The organism is Paenibacillus pseudetheri, assembly GCF_924513355.1.
GTDB lineage: Bacteria > Bacillota > Bacilli > Paenibacillales > Paenibacillaceae > Paenibacillus_AQ > Paenibacillus_AQ pseudetheri.
This window is the reverse complement of the sequence record NZ_CAKMAB010000003.1, coordinates 292600-313300: the sequence shown is the minus strand read 5'-3', so window position 1 is coordinate 313300 and position 20701 is coordinate 292600. Positions and strand designations below refer to the sequence as shown.

General features: G+C 45.9%; 24 protein-coding genes and 1 riboswitch. Of the genes, 4 read left to right on the top strand and 20 right to left on the bottom strand.

The window, feature by feature from the left end:
- On the top strand, window positions 1–236 hold a 236-nt coding region (locus L1028_RS04380), incomplete at its 5' end, for an IS3 family transposase (RefSeq protein ID WP_234531715.1).
- 137 nt (window positions 237–373) lie between these two features.
- Here L1028_RS04380 and L1028_RS04375 read toward each other — a convergent pair.
- On the bottom strand, window positions 374–634 hold the full coding sequence (locus L1028_RS04375) for a YqkE family protein (protein ID WP_423803008.1): 261 nt from the start codon (window positions 632–634) through the stop codon (window positions 374–376).
- A gap of 91 nt (window positions 635–725) precedes the next feature.
- On the opposite strand from L1028_RS04375, the gene L1028_RS04370 reads away from it, so the two are divergent.
- Window positions 726–1070 (top strand): winged helix-turn-helix transcriptional regulator, encoded by a 345-nt coding sequence (locus L1028_RS04370; protein WP_234531712.1) that lies wholly within the window; start codon window positions 726–728, stop codon window positions 1068–1070.
- An 18-nt stretch (window positions 1071–1088) separates the two neighbouring features.
- Here the strand turns inward: L1028_RS04370 and L1028_RS04365 are convergent, their stop codons facing one another.
- Window positions 1089–1592 carry a GNAT family N-acetyltransferase gene (locus L1028_RS04365; RefSeq protein ID WP_234531711.1) on the bottom strand — a complete coding sequence of 168 codons (504 nt, stop codon included), beginning with the start codon at window positions 1590–1592 and terminating at the stop codon, window positions 1089–1091.
- 21 nt (window positions 1593–1613) lie between these two features.
- Entirely contained in the window at window positions 1614–2459 is an 846-nt protein-coding gene (locus tag L1028_RS04360; RefSeq protein ID WP_234531700.1) for an SDR family oxidoreductase, read from the bottom strand.
- A gap of 292 nt (window positions 2460–2751) precedes the next feature.
- On the opposite strand from L1028_RS04360, the gene L1028_RS04355 reads away from it, so the two are divergent.
- Window positions 2752–3846 (top strand): M24 family metallopeptidase, encoded by a 1095-nt coding sequence (locus tag L1028_RS04355; RefSeq protein WP_234531698.1) that lies wholly within the window; start codon window positions 2752–2754, stop codon window positions 3844–3846.
- 274 nt (window positions 3847–4120) lie between these two features.
- Here L1028_RS04355 and L1028_RS04350 read toward each other — a convergent pair whose 3' ends face one another.
- The 11 genes from L1028_RS04350 to L1028_RS04300 all read right to left on the bottom strand — a co-directional run bounded on the left by L1028_RS04350 (window position 4121) and on the right by L1028_RS04300 (window position 13430).
- The gene (locus L1028_RS04350) at window positions 4121–4696 is read right to left on the bottom strand and encodes a dihydrofolate reductase family protein (RefSeq protein ID WP_234531696.1); all 576 of its coding nucleotides are present in this window, start codon (window positions 4694–4696) and stop codon (window positions 4121–4123) included.
- A gap of 260 nt (window positions 4697–4956) precedes the next feature.
- A complete protein-coding gene (locus tag L1028_RS04345) occupies window positions 4957–5922 on the bottom strand; it encodes an NAD(P)H-dependent flavin oxidoreductase (RefSeq protein WP_234531694.1) in 966 nt (321 codons plus the stop codon).
- Between the two features lie 6 nt (window positions 5923–5928).
- Window positions 5929–6732: an energy-coupling factor transporter transmembrane component T family protein gene (locus L1028_RS04340; protein ID WP_234531685.1), complete on the bottom strand. Its 804-nt coding sequence runs from the start codon at window positions 6730–6732 to the stop codon at window positions 5929–5931.
- Window positions 6725–7582: an ATP-binding cassette domain-containing protein gene (locus tag L1028_RS04335; RefSeq protein WP_234531683.1), complete on the bottom strand. Its 858-nt coding sequence runs from the start codon at window positions 7580–7582 to the stop codon at window positions 6725–6727. The genes L1028_RS04340 and L1028_RS04335 overlap by 8 nt, the downstream gene beginning before the upstream one ends.
- Window positions 7567–8367 (bottom strand): energy-coupling factor transporter ATPase, encoded by an 801-nt coding sequence (locus tag L1028_RS04330; protein ID WP_234531681.1) that lies wholly within the window; start codon window positions 8365–8367, stop codon window positions 7567–7569. The genes L1028_RS04335 and L1028_RS04330 overlap by 16 nt, the downstream gene beginning before the upstream one ends.
- Window positions 8368–9189 carry an SDR family oxidoreductase gene (locus tag L1028_RS04325; protein ID WP_234531670.1) on the bottom strand — a complete coding sequence of 274 codons (822 nt, stop codon included), beginning with the start codon at window positions 9187–9189 and terminating at the stop codon, window positions 8368–8370.
- 2 nt (window positions 9190–9191) lie between these two features.
- The gene (locus tag L1028_RS04320) at window positions 9192–9533 is read right to left on the bottom strand and encodes a MaoC family dehydratase (protein ID WP_234531668.1); all 342 of its coding nucleotides are present in this window, start codon (window positions 9531–9533) and stop codon (window positions 9192–9194) included.
- Window positions 9508–9909 carry an FAS1-like dehydratase domain-containing protein gene (locus tag L1028_RS04315; protein ID WP_234531667.1) on the bottom strand — a complete coding sequence of 134 codons (402 nt, stop codon included), beginning with the start codon at window positions 9907–9909 and terminating at the stop codon, window positions 9508–9510. The genes L1028_RS04320 and L1028_RS04315 overlap by 26 nt, the downstream gene beginning before the upstream one ends.
- Window positions 9906–11057, bottom strand: coding sequence for a thiolase family protein (locus tag L1028_RS04310; RefSeq protein WP_234531666.1), 1152 nt, complete (start codon window positions 11055–11057; stop codon window positions 9906–9908). The genes L1028_RS04315 and L1028_RS04310 overlap by 4 nt, the downstream gene beginning before the upstream one ends.
- Entirely contained in the window at window positions 11054–12535 is a 1482-nt protein-coding gene (locus tag L1028_RS04305) for an AMP-binding protein (RefSeq protein WP_234531665.1), read from the bottom strand. Before L1028_RS04305 ends, L1028_RS04310 begins: the two co-directional genes overlap by 4 nt.
- Window positions 12536–12716: 181 nt before the next feature.
- Window positions 12717–13430 (bottom strand): queuosine precursor transporter, encoded by a 714-nt coding sequence (locus L1028_RS04300; RefSeq protein WP_234531660.1) that lies wholly within the window; start codon window positions 13428–13430, stop codon window positions 12717–12719.
- Between the two features lie 10 nt (window positions 13431–13440).
- Window positions 13441–13486: riboswitch (PreQ1 riboswitch) on the bottom strand.
- 357 nt (window positions 13487–13843) lie between these two features.
- Between L1028_RS04300 and L1028_RS04295 the strand changes: the two genes are divergently transcribed.
- Entirely contained in the window at window positions 13844–15532 is a 1689-nt protein-coding gene (locus L1028_RS04295; protein ID WP_234531652.1) for a methyl-accepting chemotaxis protein, read from the top strand.
- Between the two features lie 58 nt (window positions 15533–15590).
- Here the strand turns inward: L1028_RS04295 and L1028_RS04290 are convergent, their stop codons facing one another.
- The 6 genes from L1028_RS04290 to L1028_RS04265 form a co-directional block, all read right to left on the bottom strand.
- The gene (locus L1028_RS04290; protein WP_042185628.1) at window positions 15591–15917 is read right to left on the bottom strand and encodes a YnfA family protein; all 327 of its coding nucleotides are present in this window, start codon (window positions 15915–15917) and stop codon (window positions 15591–15593) included.
- Between the two features lie 176 nt (window positions 15918–16093).
- Window positions 16094–16909 carry an adenosylcobinamide-GDP ribazoletransferase gene (gene cobS, locus L1028_RS04285; protein ID WP_234531651.1) on the bottom strand — a complete coding sequence of 272 codons (816 nt, stop codon included), beginning with the start codon at window positions 16907–16909 and terminating at the stop codon, window positions 16094–16096.
- On the bottom strand, window positions 16906–17454 hold the full coding sequence (gene cobU, locus L1028_RS04280) for a bifunctional adenosylcobinamide kinase/adenosylcobinamide-phosphate guanylyltransferase (protein WP_234531650.1): 549 nt from the start codon (window positions 17452–17454) through the stop codon (window positions 16906–16908). Before cobU ends, cobS begins: the two co-directional genes overlap by 4 nt.
- On the bottom strand, window positions 17451–18512 hold the full coding sequence (cobT, locus tag L1028_RS04275) for a nicotinate-nucleotide--dimethylbenzimidazole phosphoribosyltransferase (protein ID WP_234531649.1): 1062 nt from the start codon (window positions 18510–18512) through the stop codon (window positions 17451–17453). Before cobT ends, cobU begins: the two co-directional genes overlap by 4 nt.
- 91 nt (window positions 18513–18603) lie before the next feature.
- Window positions 18604–19767, bottom strand: a complete 1164-nt coding sequence (locus L1028_RS04270; protein ID WP_234531648.1) for an aminotransferase class I/II-fold pyridoxal phosphate-dependent enzyme — start codon at window positions 19765–19767, stop codon at window positions 18604–18606.
- Window positions 19760–20692 carry a D-alanine--D-alanine ligase gene (locus L1028_RS04265; protein WP_234531753.1) on the bottom strand — a complete coding sequence of 311 codons (933 nt, stop codon included), beginning with the start codon at window positions 20690–20692 and terminating at the stop codon, window positions 19760–19762. Before L1028_RS04265 ends, L1028_RS04270 begins: the two co-directional genes overlap by 8 nt.
- Window positions 20693–20701: the final 9 nt, after the last annotated feature.

Here is a 20701-nt window from a genome sequence, read left to right as displayed (position 1 = left end):
TTCATGTGAAATACGGATTTAAGAAAAGCATGTCTCGTGTGAGCCGATGCCTGGACAACCAACCTATTGAGCGATTTTGGGGTACCTACAAGTCAGAAAGCTATTATCTTACAAAGTATGACACCTATGAAGATATCCTCACAGAGGTTAGCCAATATATTTACTACTACAATAATTACCGCTACGTAGAATGTTTGGATGGCTTGGCACCTAACGAATACCGACGTGCTGCATAACGAAGATACCTCAGCTCTGGTAATACGAGCTGAGGTATCTAAACTAACTATTTTTGTTTTTTAGACTGTCCACTTGACAGGGAGCACTTCAATGGGCATCTCTTTATCTCCTAATCTTTTTTCGCTTGCTATATCAGTTATTTATATTTATGCCAATCCTGATTACTGTTTTCAAGCAGATGTGCAAAATCATTCTCAAGCCGCTTTTGCTCAGCTTTTCGCTGATCTTCAACCGCTTTTTTAGCAGCTTCCTTGCGGTCATTCTCTTCTGCTTTCAACGCATCAGATTGCGCCTTCAGCTTTCCAAGAACATCACTGCTTAGCAGGTCTTTTAGCGTAGCTGGTCCATCGGTCGCAGCAGGACGCGGAGTGGTAGGCATTTTCTTTTTTTTAGCCACTGTCAATCATCCCTTCTAGTAATGAATTAAATTGGAATTTGTTTAAATTATTGGTCTCTTCGTTTATAATGTTCACTAAGAGGTGAGCCATATGAAGTCCACTGATTTATGTCCCCAGCTACAAAAAAGTATGGATATTATCGGCAGGCGTTGGACAGGTTTAATTATCTACCAGCTCCTCCAAGGACCGCAACGTTTCAATGTGATTGAAGCAGCCTTGCCTATCAGCGGAAGATTGCTCTCCGAACGACTTAAAGAGCTGGAACTGGAAGGGATTGTCCTTCGAGAAGTATTCCCTGAGACACCTGTGCGAATCCAATATTCCTTAACGGATAAAGGACTTGCCCTAGAGACAGTTATCCGAGATTTGCAGCGTTGGTCAAAAATATGGATTGATTGTGACACAAATAGCGTAAGCTCAACACCCGAAATGTAAGCGTTTTAATTGCGACTGTTAGATTTTAAGTCCAACAATCACTAAATCACGTTCTATACCATCCAATTCAGCTACACCGGGTAGTAATCCCCACTGTTTAAAACCGAATTTTTCTAGCAAACCAAGGCTTGGATCATTATGTCCGAACACAAAACCAACTAGATTCTTAATGCCGAGACTAGGTGCTTTTTTTATGGCCTCTTTCAAAAGAATTCTACCGGCTCCACCACCACGGAACTTTTCACTCACGTATACACTAATTTCTGCTGTTGCATTATACGCTGGACGACCATAGAAGGATTGAAAGCTGAACCATGCCGCAATCTCATCTCCCTGCCTGAGTACCCATAAAGGACGATGATGGCTGTTATGCTCATTGAACCATTTTTCTCTGTCTGCAATAGTAATAGGATCCAGATCCGCAGTTACCATCCGTCCAGCAATCGTTGAGTTATAAATCTCCACAATAGCTACTAAGTCTGCAGGTGTTGCATCTTCAATCCTGCTATTCTCCCATTTCATCCCTTGATTCCTCCAAATGTGTTAATTACTTAGGCCGACCTGCTCCTGGCTCCATTGCCATAGCCGCTGCGCCTCTTGTTTATTCTGCGCTCTGGGAGTCAGCTCCTGATTCTTTCGTCGATAATAATATTGACCGGTTACCTCTTGCAAATCCGGTTCTGTAGCCAAATAGATCGCTGTATCAGCTCCTTCTTCAGGAGTTAAAAAGAAGTATGAAAGCAGCTTAAGGATCGACTTGCCAAAGCCTGTCTCCCGGTTAACACCTATATTTGTGCCCACTGCTCCTGGATGCACGCAATTCACCGTTACTCTTGTCCCTTGAAGGCGTGCTGCCAACTCTTTCGTGAACAGTATATTGGCTAACTTGGATCGAGCATAGGCTTTTGCGGGATTGAAACGGCGTGCGAGGGTTGGATCTTCATAGTGAAGTGCACCTATTTTGTAAGCACCGGAAGCAACCACAACGATACGCCCTTGCTCTGCTGCTTTTAAAGGCTCCAGTAACAGATTCGTTAGCAAAAAATGACCCAAATGGTTCACGCCAAGATCCATCTCAAAGCCGTCCTTCGTAAGCTGACGCTTAATCGTGACTACCCCAGCGTTATTGATGAGTATATCTAGAACCGGATATATCCGGATGAATTCCTCCGCAAAACTGCGAATGCTCTCCAGCGAGGCCAGATCACACAACATCAGCTCGATATCCTCGGAGTGGCTCTTTTGCTTGGCGGCAGCCAGTGCTTCCTCTCCACGCTGGCGATTACGGCATACCATAATTACTTTGGCTCCCTTTCGAGCCAGTTCAACTGTCGTCGCTAGCCCCATACCGGAATTTGCTCCAGTTACAAGTGCAATTTTACCTCTCATCCCAAGAATCACTCCTCTCTCAACAACCGTACCCCAATAAGCTACCGCCTAACCTTACGAGAAGTATATTTAAGATTATGTTACACCAACTAGTAGGCTCAAGAAAAGCTTCTTGTCAGGTTTTAAAAGTATAGGTGATCAAATATGCATCATTGTTTACGGAAAGCTTGCGAATAGGCATGTTATGATTAGCCAACGATAGATGTAGTTCGTCTCGTGCGTCTAGTCTATTTTTGATCTATAATAGGAATATTGCAGTTCTAATCGTGAAGTTGAAAGGGGAACACCAACTATGAATAATGCTCTGACAAGCCTAGAGCAGCAAATGGCGGGCGAAGGCCTTGATGCCCTGCTCGTAACAGATCCCAAACATGTCTACTACTTAACCGGATTCGCAAGCGATCCGCATGAACGTTTTCTTGGTCTGTTGTTGATACGCGGAGAAGAGCCAATACTCATTCTACCCGCACTGGATGCAGAAGCGGCTCAAGCAGCTTCTTCGGTCACCAAAATCCTAACTCATAATGACACCGATAATCCCTATAACCTGCTTAAAGATTGTTTCGGCAGCAGCAAACTAGGTACTCTTGGTATAGAGAAGGAACATTTCTCAGTAGCTCGTTTTGAACATTTAACAGCAGCCGTTCCAGCGGAACGATTTAGTGATATTGGTCCATTGCTGCGCAGCATGCGCTCCAAAAAGACCCCAGATGAAGTTAAGCGCATGAAACATGCCGCTGAGCTAGTTGAGGAAGCTTTGCGCCGCGTGCTTACCCATGTAAAAACAGGCGTTACAGAAAACGATTTAGTAGCGGAACTGGAATATCTAATGAAAAAGGTTGGCGCTTCCGGCCCTTCCTTCGACACTATGGTTCTTTCTGGTCCGAAAACTGCCCTGCCTCACGGTGTTCCAGGCAACCGGGTCATTCAGCCAGGCGACTTCCTCATGTTTGATATTGGGGTGTATGCTGATGGTTATGCTTCTGATATTACACGTACCTTTGCTATTGAATCCGTGGACGACAAGCTAATCACGATCTATAACACCGTGCTGGCTGCCAACGAAGCTGGAATCGCTGCTTCCAATCCTGGAGCTCCCTTCGGTTCTGTCGACAAAGCTGCGCGTGATGTGATTGAGGAAGCCGGATTCGGAGAATATTTCTTGCACCGTGTCGGACACGGACTGGGTATGGATGTTCATGAATATCCGTCACTCCATGGACAGAACGATGACATTATCGAGATCGGCAATGTGTTCACTGTTGAGCCAGGGATTTATGTGCCTGGACTAGCGGGTGTGCGTATCGAAGATGATCTGATTATTACTGCAGAAGGTGCAGAGACCTTAACAAGCTTCCCTAAGGAACTGACTATTCTTCATTTGTAGAAAAGAAAATATAGACGTAGTTCATGTGTGCTCAATATTGATAACAAGAGTATCCGAAAAATATTAGAATCAAAGATAGCCCATCCCTAATAAGTTAGAAAAGAATCATTTTCAACTTACTGTGATGGGCTTTCTCTTTTTCCCGTACCATACTCGACTTGTCCAGACCTTTTCAAATCCTTAATCCCTTTCAAACTCTTGTTTTATAAGTGAGATATCAATCAGATACAGAACCTATCATTTCCTGTTAGCGTAATCACCTTAAGTGACAAGGTTATCTTACCGTCTTGTAAACGAGTCCTATGGCTCCAGAATCAAAGGTCTTGTTTTCGATTAGCTTAAGATTGACCTTCTCCTTGAGACCTTGGAATAACGGCAATCCCTTACCGATCAGGACAGGAGAAACCGTAATTTTATACTCATCAATTAAATCAAGCTGCATAAGGTGGTGTGCGAACCTAGGACTGCCGAGGATGACCATATCCTTGCCTGGCTGCTGTTTGAGGTTATTGATCTCTTCCTCGACATCTTCTTTCACGAGTCTGGAATTATTCCATTCGACTTTCTCCAGCGTCGTGGAAAAAACGATTTTGGCTGCCTTTTCGATCCACTCGGCATGATTCCGTTCATGCTGCGAAGCTGACGGGTTCGAAGGCACAGATGGCCAGTAACTGTGCATCATCTGATAAGTCCCACGTCCCCAAATGACAGTGTCGGCAGTACTCAGAATTTCTTTCGCATGTTTCTCCAAATCAGCATCGTAGGAAACCCAGCTAATGTCCATTTCACCATTCGGCCCTTCTACAAAACCGTCAAGCGATGCGTGAAGAAATAGAACGAGTTTTCTCATTTTCAGTTCTCCTTTGTTCATGAGGGATATCTACATTATACATTAACTACATTTTAGCAGAATTCAACTTGGGTTGTTTCTTATGGATTGCTAATCCCAAAACCTGCCCGTTAGTTGAGCAAATAAAAACGGCTGCCGAAGCAATCGATATTCCACTAACGTTTCAGGTTAGCGTAATGCAGTCAGTAAAAAGCTTACCCACTCTTGGCTTCCCCAGTTCATTAATTCAGCTTTTGGATACAAATGCCCTGCTGGCATCCTCACGCCTGCATTCCCCACATCCCGCGAATCGACTCTGCCTCTTTGACCATCCTGCCCATTAGCTCCGAGACTGTAGGAATATCATGGATCATCCCTGTCACTTGGCCTGCCCAGCCGATGCCCTCTTCTTTGACATCATCATAAATCCAGCGCATGTTGGCTGCACCACTAATATATTCTTTTAAGGCTTCATAGGTTGGAGTCACACGCTCAATTTCAAGAATCTTATCTATGTACTCACTACGCAACACTCGCGCGGGCGCTCCGATAGAGCGTTTGATTACGACTGTATCTGACTCTGAGCTTTCTACTAAGGCTTTTTTATAAGAAGCAGCCGCATGAACACATTCAACCGTAGCAACGAATCGTGTGCCCATTTCAATTCCCTCAGCCCCCAGTGCATGGGCCGCCATCCATCCGCGGCCATCTCCGATCCCGCCTGAAGCAATCACAGGAATATCAACAGCATCCACTACTTGAGGAACGAGCACCATAGTCCCTACATCATCACGTCCCAAGTGGCCTCCTCCCTCCTGCCCAACAACAATAACCGCGGAAGCGCCTAATTGTTCAGCTTTTTGGGCTTGTCTGCGTGAGGAGACGAGCACGAGCGTTTTGATATCAGTCTGCTGTAACATTTCAAGAATAGGGGCTGGATTCCCACCGGTGAGGCTCACTACGGGAACCTGCTCGTCGATAGCGACCTGCACCCGATCTTCATAACCGATGCCATGCACACCGATGGCAAAATTAACGCCAAATGACTTGTCCGTCAAAGTACGTACCCGTTCTATTTCTGAACGTAAAACCTCTGCGCTCGGAAGACTCATCGCTGTAACCTGACCCAATCCACCGGCATTCGAAACGGCAGCTGCGAGGTCTGCATAACCTAAATAAGCAAGTCCACCTTGAATAATAGGATACTCTATGTGCAATAACTCCGTAATACGGGTGTTCCATTTCATCTTCATCTACACCTTTCCTATCTTTAAGCACAGCAGAATCACAGCAAATAAAAGAACAATTCCTCCTGCCAGATAATCCATTTGCTGAAATTGCAAAACCCTATAAGAAGTTCTCCCTTTACCATTTCCATAAGCACGCGCATCAATCGCATAGCTCAGCTGTTCAGCACGTTGAATCGTCGTGAAGAGCAAAGGAATAATGATCGGGATATAAGCAAATATCCGTTTAGGCAGTGATAATGCTGTAAGATCATAACCTCTAGCCTTTTGTGCGAGAAGAATACGATCAAGCTCCTCCATAATGGTAGGAATAAACCGGATCGCAATCACTATCATTAAAGAGAACTGTTCTACGGGTACCCCCAATTTGGATAGAGGAGCAAGCAGCTTTTCAAGACCATACGCTAAGTCTAGCGGTTTAGTCGTTAACGTTAATACTGACGCTAATAAGATGAGCAATATTATACGCCAAACGAAACGTAATCCTGTTCGCAGTCCCTCTTCAGTTACCTCAATAAATGACCAAGACCAGAGGATCGTTCCTTTGGAGAACAGGGCATTGTACAAGAAGGTAAACAGCAAAATAAATAATAGCGGCCGTAACCCCCGCCAAAAGAATTGAATAGGAACCTTAGACAGCAGCAAAATTCCGATTACAAAAAAAGTTGCAACTGCATAGCTAAACCATGTTCCAAGTATCAGAAAGCTAAGCATGAGAATCACGATACTAACAAGTTTTGTACGAGGATCTAAACGATGGAAAATCGAATGCGTCTCCACATATTGACCCACAATTACGGAATCAGTCATGTTGACGCCCCCTCGAATGCCAAATTGGCAGAACAGCATCAAAGATATCCTGCTCTTTACAGCTAGAAACCTCTATTTTTTGGCCGGATAATTCCTCTACTAGCTTCAAAAGCTGTACGGGTTCAGGTATGGACAAGCCCAGTTCCATCAATAATTGTTCCTTTTCTAAAAATAATGTTCTGGGGTCAAAATGTCCTGTTAGCTGACCTTTATGAAAAACCATAACCTCATCCGAGTACTCGGCAACATCCTCCATCTGATGCGAAACGAAGAGAATGGTGCGCTGGTTTTGTTGCTGCCACGTCTTCAGTAGCTTCAGCAAAGATACTTGGCTAGCAGGATCTAGTCCCGCTGTCGGTTCATCCAAAATTAGCAGCTTCGGATTCGTCATCAGCACGGAGGCAAGAGCTACACGGCGCTTTTCTCCACCGCTTAGTTGGAATGGATTTAAAGGGAGAATCTCTTCTGGTAGACCCACTTGCGGCAAAATCCTTTCAATCGCCTCCGTGATTTGCTGGCGTGAAGCACCCTGCAGATTCAGAGCAAAAGCAAGCTCCTTTTGCACCGTGATTTCGAATAGCTGGTGCTCCGGATATTGAAAAACAAAGCCCAGCTCCGGGACGACCTTTAATTGTCCTTTGGCATCTCTGGGAGCAGGTTGCTGATCAATGGAGTAGTCTCCTTTTACGGTGGGAATCAAGCCCTTCAGCACTTTGACAAAGGTAGACTTTCCTGCGCCCGTGGGACCGATAATCGAAATCCATTTGCCCGCAGTAATAGTACAGTTTATATTGTGTAAAGCCATATGATCAGCATAGTTTACACTTAAATTATCTAATTGGTAGACCATTGTGATCGAATTATCCCCTTCCAATCGGCCGTTGGCGGCGCTACTGAATGGAGCAATGCATGTATGCGCACGGCAAAGGGTAGTTGTAATTGATAGTCCGCAACAGGCATCGTCTCAAAAAAAGCCAGTGGATCACCATCAAACTCAAGTCGCCCTTGATGCAGGAGTAATAATCGTTCTGCTGAAAGTACTTCCTCCATATGGTGAGTGATCTGAATAATGGTCAAACCTTGACGATGCAGCTCTTGCATAATGGCAAGCACCTGTTGCCTTCCCTGAGGATCAAGCATAGAGGTGGCTTCGTCAAAAATAATGACTTGCGGGCGCATCGCCACTATAGCCGCAATAGCGACACGTTGCTTCTGACCTCCAGAGAGCTGATGGGGCATAGCATCCAGATAATCCTCCATATGTACAGCCTGCAAGGCATGCTCTAATCGGCTGTGCATTTCCTCCCTTGGCACACGAATGTTCTCTAAACCAAAAAGCACCTCATCCATAACGGTTGTGGTGATAAATTGATCCTCTGGATTCTGAAAAACAAAGCCGATTTGCTGATGAATTTCCGAAAGTTCAGCTGGATTTGCGGTGTCTAGGCCCTTAAACTGTATCGACCCTTTTCGAGGCAGCAGCAATCCGTCCATGAGCTTTGCAATGGTGGATTTGCCAGAGCCATTCGCGCCAACAATCGCCACAAACTCACCTGCATTTATCGTAAAGCTGATATCCTCTAGGACAGGCTGACCCTTTTTATAATAAAAATGAACTTGATCGAAGGTAAGCATTTATTCACTCCCCTTTTGACGGTGCCAAGTAGCGAAAAATGCCTCAATGCTATTCTCAGAAAATGCAGGCGCAGGCTTCACCCATTTCGTCACTTTTGATCCATTCACGGCAAAGATTTCACCGGTTAAATCCGCATCGCTCTCGCTCAATAATGCATTTACGAAGGTAGCAATATCCTCTGGAGCACCTATTTTCCAGAACTCCGGGAACGGTTCATTACGACTGGCATGTTTCGCTTTCAAATGATCAATGACAGGTCTGGTCATATCGGTTAAAGCGGCTGGCGAAATCGCATTGACTCTAATTTGATCACGTTTCAGCTCCGCTGCTAGTGTCCACGTCATTCCAAGTATTCCAGCTTTGGCTGCACTATAATTCACCTGACCGACAGAACCTTCTAGTCCTGCGGTAGAGGTCATCAACAGGATATCGCCACCTGTCTGGCGCATATAGGGTAGTACGCGTTGAATGCTGTAGTAGGCCCCATTTAAATGCACATCCAGCACAGCCTTCCACTCTTCATCCGTCATCCGTAGACATTTCTGATCCTGCAAATTCCCAGCGTTAGCTATCAATACCTCAATACGGCCATATCGTGTAATAACCTCATCCACCATTGCAGTGACCGCAATTGGATCTGCTACATTAGCAGAGTATCCTGACGCCTCACCACCCGTCTGACGAATCTCGTGGACAACCTCATCGATTAAGACTTGTTTTGTGCCATTTACAACCACTATATAACCGGACTTGCCGAGCTGCACGGCAATACTGCGCCCGATCCCTCTGGTTGCTCCAGTAATTAAGGCTACTTTGTTCATCACTACACCTCTTTCACTGAAAAAGCTCCCGAAGCAATAACATCCCCAGCTTCTGTTGTAAGGGTCACTTTAACCATGCAGTCATCCTCCGCAAAATCAAAAATCACGACATTATCGACCTCTATAGGCTTATGAAATTTCATATCATATTGAGTGATCCACTGTGCCTGATGCTCCGCAATGTACAAGGATTGGGCTAATCCCATTAGATACATTCCATGCGCGATAGGCCGCCTAAATCCAGCCTCAGCTGCAGCAGCCTCAGCTAGATGAATAGCGGCCAGATCTTGGGAAGCTGCTGCATATTGCCGGATGGCCTCAGCCGTTATACATTTTCTCATCATGATCATCACCTACCCGAATTAACACTGTTTCTGCGGTGACTATAAGCTCGTCCTCACATTTACAAACCAGCGTATGTGTGTAAAAGGTCAGCTTGCCCTGCCGGCCATCTTTTTGCACCTTGCTCGTTAATGCTAATTCACAATCTAACGTCATCCCTGCCGTAATCGGAGCTTGATATGAGAATTTCTGAGTACCATGAAGCAAAGGCTCTCCCATGCTAAGCCAAGGAATATCGAAGGCCTGCCAAAAAATGATAGGCATCGTAGAAGGAGCAATCAGATTGCCATTCATCGTCTGCACGGGTGCCTCAATACTCTGTGCGTAATCTGATATCCACTCAGCAGTCATAAGAATCTGATGTCGGACACTGTTCATTCCGTAACCTCCACAAGCGTAGCCAGCCCCAACCCGCCGCCAATTCCCAAAGTGGCAAGTCCCCTTTTATAAGGCGTATGCTGCATTTCAGCACATAAACGCGTCATTAAAATAGCTCCTGAAGCCCCATATGGATGACCTATAGCTAATGCGCCTCCTCCACGGTTGACCTTTTCCTGTGGGATCTGAAGCTCATTCAGTGAGGCTAGAACTTGCGAAGCAAAGGCTTCATTAAACTCTACGATATCTAAATCGGCTATGGTCAACTGTTGACGATGTAACACCTTTTGTACAGCTGGAACTGGGCCCATACCTAAATAATTCGGATCTACACCTGCTGCTTGCGCATCTACGACACGCAGGATAGGTTTAAGCTTAAGTTGCCGACATTTCTCACGGGACATCATTAATAGAAGCGCCGCACCATCATTAATAGGACAGGCATTTCCAGCGGTGACGGTACCCTTTTCTTCAAAGATTGAAGGCAGCTTTCGCAGCTTATCCAGGCTCGTATTAGCCCTTGGACATTCGTCGGTATTCACCCACTCCCCCTCAACCAGAAGAGGTACAATCTCCTGCTGAAACCTACCACTTTGTTGTGCATGAACGGCCTTCTGATGACTTTTCAAGGCATATTGATCCTGCTCTTCTCGCGAAATCCCATATTTCCGCGCTACATTTTCCGCAGCAATCCCCATATCCGGATCACCGTAAGCGCTAGGTGTAAAATGAGCACGGGTATATAGCTGTGGAACCCCCATCAAGGTTTGGGGCTTAGCCATTTTCCAAGGGGCACGACTCGTGCTCTCAACGCCGCCCGCTAAATAAATCTCACCTGCGCCGCTTTGAATAAGCCGTGCTGCTATATTAATGGCCTCTAGCCCAGAACCGCACTGCCGATCCACAGTAACGCCCGGAACCGAAACAGGCAGTCCCGCTTCAAGCGCAGCTACCCGGGCAATATTTCCACCCGGACCGACCACATTTCCAATAATCACATCATCGATCATATCTACGGGCAGGTTCGTCTCTGCCACAATATGCTGAATAAGCGGCGCCAGTAATGCTTCCGGCTCAAATGTACTTAATAAGCCGCCCATCCTGCCAATCGGTGTACGTTTTGCCATAACAATTACTGCTTCTATCATACCATCGCTCTTTTCACATAGTCTTTCATCGCTTGCCGGGCAATTTTGCCACTGCTTGTATAGATAAACTCATCAACTGTCAGCAGCTGCTTCGGCGCTTTGTAACTTGCTAAATACTGGCGACAATAATTCTTTATTTCGTCTATAGATAAATGCTTATCATCATTCCATTTCACAAGGACAGCCAGCTGTTCTCCCCAATAATCGTCAGGGACGCCAAGCACCATTACTTCTTGTATTTCCGGAAGATGTTCCAGTACTCGCTCTATTTCCTCTGGATAAACGTTCAGCCCACCGGTGATGATTCTATTTTTCAAGCGACCTGCCAGATATAAATAACCTGTTTCATCCTGATAAACATAATCCTCCAACAGAATCCATCCATCTCGAAAAGCTGCTGCGGTCTCGTTCGGCAATTGATGGTAGCCTAGAAATATCATATCACTACGTACATATAACTGCCCAATCTCCCCCGTAGGGACTTCCCGGAACTGTTCATCACGAATGGAAATCTGCACCCCGGGATAGGGCTTGCCGACAGAGTTCGGATTATGCTCTCTCAGAACATCCAAATAACTAATATAACTCGCTTCTGAGGAACCGTAGGATTCATAGAGGCGCGCTCCAGCGAACACTTCTATGCCCCTTTTTTTGGACAGCCAAGACCACTTTGCACCTGAGCTAATAATCGCATCAATCTGCGTCTGCCCGGGAACAGCCTGCTGCATCATGGATTCAAGCATTGTCGGTACAACAAACAACACCACACCCGGAATCTGCTTGCACAGCTCTAACACCTGTGTGGCGCTAAATTTTTGCGTAATATGAAAGTTTGCTCCTCCATACAGACTCTGCATTACAGCGAATAAGGACAGCGAATGCACAAACGGACCTGGTGCCAAAACATCTTTCATGTGGTCCAATTCAAAGGCAGCATTCGATACCTCAAAGCTCTTTAACCACGATAAATGGGTACGCATATATCCTTTGGGTAGCCCAGTTGTGCCTGAAGTAAAGCCGATAAATAATAACTCGTTCGTCTCATCCAATTCAGCTTCTGGATTTAACGCATCCAGCCACTGGTCATAGGAGCCTGTTCGATCTTTTGAGAAAGTCAGTGTTGGGATCGCTTGGTCCTTGAAGACCACATTCTTTGCAGCTTCCGGCTCGGCAAAAATCATTGCCGGCTGGCACTGTTCTATAATAACCTGCAGTTCATTGGCACTCCACTTTGGATCTAAAGGAATGGGAACACAGCCAGCATAAATAGCCCCCAAGAAAACCTCGACAAATTCAATGCGATTCCTAGATAGAATAGCTATTTTGTCATGTCTCAGACCCTTTTGCTGTAGACCATTCGCAATTCTCCGCATCGCTTGTACTAATGTTGCATAGGTATAACTGACATGGTCATGGGTTAAGGCAATGCTGTCGGGCTGCTGTGCTGCATGACGCAGTATAGGAACTACTAGATTCATCCTTCATCACACCTATTCGTCGAATTGCATGGGAATACTATTAGCATTGCTACGATAGCTTATTTTAGCTTTATATTTATTTTATGTACATATTTATATGGAACGATTAAGCCCTCTTACGACTGGAAAAATCAAACAGCGCGCATCGATTATGATCGGTACGCGCTGGCTGTATTGTTGTTTATTCCTTCTTTTGAGCGGATGATGGTGTTCCATCTTCAGCAAAAGTAAAAGTTCGGGCGATATATAAGATAGGTGTGCCTACTGCGGTTAGTAAGAATTTCGCCAGATACGTTGTAAGCAAAATTTCAAGCCACACACTCCAGTTATACAAACCAGCAAATGCAATGGTACAGAAGATTAGTGTATCCACAAAGGAGCTGATCATCGTACTGCCGTTGGAACGAATCCACAACTGACTTGAAGTGCTGTAATATTTGCGAATCCAGGAGTACAACCGAACATCTAGGAACTGACTAATGAAGTAAGCAGTAAGACTACCTAACGCTAGTCGAGGCATCAGCCCAAAGATCGTCTCCAAAGAAGACTGAGCGATATCGGTCTCTTGCGGCTTAAATACTAGTACCATCTGCATAATGACTGTCGTCATAAGCAGAGTGAAGAAGCCAAACCAAACCGCTTTACGTGCTTCTGCTCTTCCATACTTCTCATTAAGCAAATCGCTGGTCATATATAAAGTGACATACATCGTATTTCCGAGTGTCATCACAATATCAAATGGCATAGCAATCGTCTTAGCTACCTGAATGTTAGCAATTACAGTAGCGATACCTACCCAGGCATACATTCCACTTTTGCCAAATAGGCGGTAACAGAGTAGAAAAAAAGCAAAATTGACAATAACAAATAAAACTCCCCACATCAAATTAAACATATTACTTAAACTCCTCCTAGTTTTGTTTACGCGGGATGGTTACGAACCGCGGCTTACATTAAGTTTTGGAACAAAACATTAATACTCTATCACACTGTCGTCAAACAATCCATAAAAATAAACAATTTATGAAATGGGTCATTTATACCCATTTTTTAACAAGAAATAAAAATGTCAGTAATAATTCATCTTTTTCAGAAAAATATGCTCTATAAACTAAAACTTTCACTATTCATCCAGAGGTTAATTCTATAGAATAGTATCAAACACTTCATTCCCGATCCATTTAGTTGATATATTACATAACTATGGAATATATTGCAGGTTGCCAGTCACTAACAGTCGGTAGGGATATTGGATTTATTCCAAAAACCAAATAGGGCTTCGCTGTCCATAAAAAGGGGGAGAACAATTTGTTTCGTTTCAAGCAGTCGATTAGTCGCAGATTTACGCGATTATTATTTGTAGTTCTATTACTCACGTCTCTTTTGTTAAGTACCAGCTTCTACTTTATATCCACCAGTATTTTTAACAGCTATGTCATGCCACAAATCAATCAAATTCTAACTGCAGCTGCTCAGGACGTATATAAGAATATAAATACAATGCATGCTCAGCAAGCACTAAAGAAGAACGAACAAGCAGCCACCAATCTTGAATTCTATTTTCAGGATAAGAGAAAGCAGCATGGGGTTGAGACTATTTTTCTGCTCAATCTAAAAGGCAAGGAAGCAGAGGTTCTGGCCGTAGATCATGATGCAAAATTAAAGCCGGAGGAAATTGTCAAGGTATCCTCTGCAATGCAGCAAGCTCTTAAAGGAAAGAGCGGACTGAGCGATACATACAGGGACGCCCATGGTATACATAAGTCAGCTTATATCGGAATTCCCGGAAGTACGATGGTTATCGGAATCAGCAGTGATGTAAGCTTTATTCAAGAAAAAACAAACAGCATTCTATGGACCAGTGCCGGGATCACTCTGCTGACGCTGATCATAGGCTCAACTGGTGCCTGGTTTATGAGCATGCGGATTACTCGTCCTATCTCAAAGCTTGCAGCTTACAGTGCCCGTCTCGCAGAGGGAGATTTCACAGAGGAATTAACGATTAAAGGCAGTGATGAGGTAGCTCAACTGTCAAGAAGTTTCCAAGCAATGACCCTACGCCTAAAAGAAATGATTGGACATGTACTCGTCACCTCAAATACTGTGGTCACCGATTCCAATTCTTTAAGAGAACGTGTTGAGGTCCTAAATGAAATGGCAGACCACTCTAGTACATCTGTTGTAGAAATTGGCAAAGGTAGTACGACCATTGCGAGCAGCGCTCTAGATAATTCAAAAGCTATGGAAGAAATCAATTTCGGCATTCAGCATATTGCTTCAGCAGCCACCGAAGTCACTGAGCAGATCAGTGAAGCTTCCGCTGAAGCGATTGGCGGTAATGAGATTGCCCAAAGCGCCGTTCTGCAAATGCGCCAGGTTGAACGTGCCTCCCTGCAGTCGCTGGAGCAATTACAAGTTATGAACGAACGTTCAGTAATGATCGGAGAAGTCGTTCATAGTATTACTGAAATTACGAAGCAAATTCAAATGCTGTCGCTCAATGCTTCGATCGAAGCAGCACGTGCAGGAGAACATGGACGCGGCTTTGCCGTTGTTGCCGGAGAAGTACGCAAGCTTTCCGAACAATCCCGTAATGCGAATGAGCAGATTCGTGATTTCCTACTCGGACTTCAGGAAGATATGAATCGCTCCGTTACTGAGATGAACCATGTGAATTCTGAGGTAGCCTCCGGGGTAGGCAAGGTGGCAGAAGCGGGCGATGCCTTCAATCACCTTCTGATTCTAATCCAGAGCATCAATCAGAATATTCAATCCGTATCTTCGGCTACGCAGCAAATCTCAGCAAGTACGGAAGAAGTCAGTGCTTCCGTCGAGGAAACCGCACAAATCACTTCAAGATCCCAAGAAAGTGCGGACACACTATCCGAGAACTCAGAACGCCAGCGTATAGAGCTTGAAGGACATGCAGTAACCGTGCAGCATCTATATGAGCAGGCTAAGAAGCTTCAGGAAGCTGTGCAACAATTTAAGATCTAAAGCTTAGGCTTAAATAAAAACAACCCGTTCATACGAAAGTGTTGAACGGGTTGTTTTGTTAGTGTCTTGGTGCCCAAAGAATGACCGATACGCCGATTACACAAATAACAGCACCGACCCAGTCATATACATCGGGTGTTTTCTTGTCAACAAGCCAGCCCCATAACACAGCGAGCACGATAAAAACCCCGCCATAGGCTGCATACACTCTTCCGAAGGACGGAAACTTCTGCAACGTAGGAATAATGCCATAGCTAATCAGAATCAAAGAACCTACCAAACCGTACCAGAGAGGTCGTGATTCTCTTAGCCATAACCATACTAAGTATCCGCCTCCAATCTCAGCAAGGCCGGCGATTACAAATAGTAGAATGGCAGCAACCATGTCATCCCTCTTCCCAATTGAACTCTAAAATATTTAAATGATTCGCAGAAATATGATTCAACCTCATCTAGGTTAGCAAGCATCTGGGCTGCCAAACAGCTGAACCCACAAGCATCAATAGAGTATAAAACCAGATTGATGCAAGCTGGCTGCTATGCGTCACCCGCAGGAGCCACTCACATGAAATTGTGCTGGAGCAGCACTAATACTAGTAGGAGCACAGCCTCTAGCAGCTCATTCAGCGCGCCATACACATCGCCGGTGAGCCCGCCGAGCCGGCTGCTAATCCGCCGCGCAGCCACGGTGCCGCTGGCCAAGGCCGCAGCCGGCAGCAGTAACGCTGCCGCCAGATGCAGCGGCCACGCGGCTAAGCCAGCGCCGAGCGCCAGAGGCGCGGCGGCTACGGCTAGCGAGAGCAGCGCGGCTATCGCCAGCGCGCGCCGCTCATGCGAGGGAGCGAGGCCGGCGAAGCTCGCGGCCAGCCCCTCGTCTCCTCGGGCAATGGGATAATGCACCATTGCCCGCACCATATACCAGCGGCTCCAGATCGCTGGCAGCAAGAGCAGTGGCAGCTCGTAATAGGCGTAGCCTTCGATTAATGCTGCCACTAAAGAAGCCTTTAACAGCAAGAGCAGCACGCAGGCGAGCACACCCATCGCACCCACTCGGCTGTCCTTCATAATCTCCAGGATCCGTTCCCTCGGTCGGTAGCTAAGCAGACCATCCGCGCTGTCCATCCAGCCATCAAGATGCAGACCTCCGGTGAGTCCCACCCATAGAATGAGGGTAATGACAGCTGCTGGCCAAGCAGGTAAAATTAGGCCCGTCAAAGCTGCTCCAGCAGCTACGCACAGTCCGATAGCTGCACCCACCACGGGATAGAACAGCACACTTCGACGCAGTAGCTCAGGAGAAAATCCGGGATCACTCTTTACTGGAAACCGAGACAAAAACTGAAAGGCAGCTGCGGCAGCATCCCTGCGTTCCCTCATAGACGATACTCCCTGCTCTTAAGTTCAATTGGTATGCCAGCAGTCACTAGAAAAACCTGCTCGCATTGCCGAGCAAGCAGCGCGTTCATACGTCCGGCCAGATCACGGTACAATCGGCCAAGCGCATACTCCGGAACAATACCGTCTCCAACCTCATTAGTAACTAGAATGAGATTCCCTTGAAATGAACTCACACTGTCTTCAAGTCTTGTAATCTCGCTCTCAATCAACTCTTGCCTATCCGCAAATCCTTCCATGGCTAGCAGTACATTCGATAACCACAACGTTAGACAATCTACGAGAACCGCCTTTTCACCAGATAAACGCTTAAGAAGATCTGGCAAATCATAAGGCTCCTCTAATGTCTCCCAAGCATATCCGCTTGCCAAACGCTGATGCTGATGCAGTGCAATCCGTTCCTTCATTTCATCATCAAACGCTTGTCCGGTTGCTACATAGAAGGCTTGATCTGTCAGTGACGACATCAGTTTTTCTGCAAAACCACTTTTCCCGCTACGCGCGCCTCCTGTTACAAGAATACTCATTGTTTCCCAGCTCCAGAGATGCCTGCACTTTCAAAGGTGGCCATTTCGCTCAAAATACGGCATATCGCCTCAATTAAATGAAGAGACAATACGCCCCCGGTTCCTTCACCCAAACGAAGACCAAGGTTAAACAACGGTTCAAGTCCAAGCTTCTCTAGCATCAGCTTATGTCCCTGTTCGCCTGATACATGGGAACCTATCATATAGGCAATGGATTCTGGTGCAAGTGCTTTCGCCACAAGAGCTGCTGCACCCGAAATAAAACCATCCAAAATGATAGGTATCCTGGCAGCGGCTGCGCCAAGAATCAGACCGGTCAAACCGGCGATTTCCAGTCCCCCAACTTTGGACAATACATCCAGCGGATCTGCAGGATTCGGCTGATTCACCTTTAAAGCGCGTTCCACAACTGCAATTTTATGTAATAATCGTTCATCATCAATTCCCGTTCCTCTTCCAGCAGCTACTTCAGGTGCTATTCCTTTCAGAGCACACAAAATTGCAGCACTAGCCGTTGTATTTCCTATGCCCATTTCACCTGTAATAAAAATCTCCGTCCCGTTCTCAATCGCTTCTTGTGCGACTCTTATCCCTACAAGTACAGCACTCATCGCTTCCTCACGGCTCATCGCAGGTCCCACAGCCATATTATCCGTTCCCCGGCGCACTTTACGATCAATCAGATCGTCATGACTAAGATCGCCGTTAACACCGATATCTACGAACTTTACCTCAGCCCCAGCTTGGCGAGCCAGTACATTCACAGCTGCTCCTCCGCTGAGAAAATTATAAGCCATCTGCATTGTGACTTCCTGTGGAAATGCGCTAACTCCCTCGCAGCATACACCGTGATCTGCAGCCATTACAACTACCGTTCGTTTGGTGAAACTAGGCTGCTCCGTACCCGAAATTCCAGCGAGCTTAACGGCCAAAGTCTCCAATTGACCCAGGCTGCCCGGTGGTTTGGTTAGAATGTTCAGGCGGTGCTCTGCCTTGAGGAAAGATTGTTCATCAGCTGGTGTGATTCGTTTAATTACTTCTTGAATCGTTGAAATCATATTTTAACCTCCAATTAAGTATATCCGTATAACCTATTCTATCTTATCTACACTGAAAAGCCCCATCTATGATAGATGGGGACCACTAGAATTACAACTTCACTTTCATAAAACCTTCGATTCTCTCCAGCGCTTCTGCCAATTTTTGTAGAGATGCTGCATAAGAGCAGCGGATATAACCCTCTCCACCAGCTCCAAACACATGCCCAGGAACCGCAGCAACACCAACCTCCTTGAGCAGCTGCAAAGCGAAATCCTCTGATTTCAATCCGGTATTAGCGATGGAAGGAAAGGCATAAAATGCGCCCTCCGGCTCGTGGCAAGGCAAACCCATGGATCGAAATCCACTAACCAGCAGCTTTCTTCGCTCATCGAAGCATCGTTTCATATGTTCCTTATGTTCCATACCGTTCCGCAGCGATTCAATGGCAGCGATTTGACCTAGTATCGGAGCACACATCGCAGTGTACTGATGTATTTTGAGCATCGCAGCAATTAATTCCTGATCACCACAAGCATAACCTACTCTCCAGCCAGTCATCGCAAAAGCTTTGGAGAAGCCACTAATGACAATCGTTCGTTCCAACATCCCAGGAAGTGAGGCAATGCTGACATGGTGACTATCATAGGTTAGCTCGGCATAGATTTCATCTGAAATGACAAGTAAGTTATTCTCTTTTACAATCTGTGCAATGGGTAGCCAATCCTCGTAAGTCATTACTGCTCCTGTAGGATTAGTCGGAAAATTAACCATAAGAATCTTGGAACGCGGGGTAATCACCTGCCGCAACGCTTCAGCAGTAAGCTTAAAACCCTGCTCGGCTGAAGATTCAACCTCAACCGTAACCCCACCGTTCAAATGAGTAATCGGCGAATACGCAATATAGCTCGGAGAAGGGACGATAATCTCATCCCCGGGTGTAATAAAGGCCCGCAGAGCCAAATCCACGGCTTCACTGCTTCCCACTGTAACCATAATCTCGTTAGTTGGCTCATAGCGGAGATTGAAGCTTGTGTGCAGATAAGAGGCGATTTCTTCTCTAAGCTCCAACAAACCGGAATTTGGTGTATACATCGTTTCCCCATTATTCAAAGCACGAATACAGGCAGCTCTTACATGCTCCGGTGTAACGAAATCAGGCTCGCCTACGCCAAGCGATATAATATCCTGATTCCCTGTACTTAGGTCAAAAAAAGCCCGAATCCCCGAGGGAGCAATCTCCCGTACACGCGGAGTAATCCATTCATTATGCATGACTGAGCACCTCTTCTTTCGGACTCTTTTCTGTTAGGGAAAGGGAAATGATCTCGTCCAGCAGTCCGCTGAAGGTGTAACCTGCCGCTTGCGCGCTTTTTGGTAAAAGACTCGCCTTCGTCATGCCCGGTAACGTGTTCACCTCCAGCACATACGGAATACCATCCTTAATGAGCATATCCACCCTTGCGTACACACTGCATTTTAGTGCTTTGTAGCAAGTTAAGGCTGCATCACGTACTCGCTCATACACCTCAGCTGGTAGTTTAATGACGCGTTCGTCTGCCCCGCCATCTTCGTATTTTGCACTATAATCGAACCACTCCGCATGTGCCGAGGTAATCCCCAAAACGGGCAGCATCTCACCATTTAGAATAGAACAAGTGATTTCCTGGCCTCGAATGTAGCTTTCGATCAGAATCGACTGATCACAAGCAAAAGCCTTCTGTACTGCGCTCAACAGCTCCTCGCTGCTGCTCACCTTTTCCATACCGATACTCGAACCGCCTGAACATGGCTTCACCATAACAGGATATCCGATCTGCTCCACTGCTTCTTGAGAATAATCCTTCATACTATCCCAGCACAGCCAATCCGCCGTGTTGACGCCTGAGCAGCGCATAAGCTTTTTGGAAAGATCTTTATCCATACAAATACTGCTAGACAAAACGCCACTACCCGTATAAGGAATCCCCATCGTCTCCAGCGTCCCCTGAACCGTACCGTCCTCTCCGTAAGCTCCGTGGAGCGCAAGCAGCGCGATATCGATTCCTTTTGCCTGCTCAATAAGTTCTTCACGCTTGGTGATCACTATTGGAGTAACCTCATATTTATTGGGATCTAGATTCTTCAAAATCTCTCTACCGCTATTCATGGATACCTCATACTCTGAGGACACCCCGCCCATAATTACGCCTACCTTCATCTTCATCTC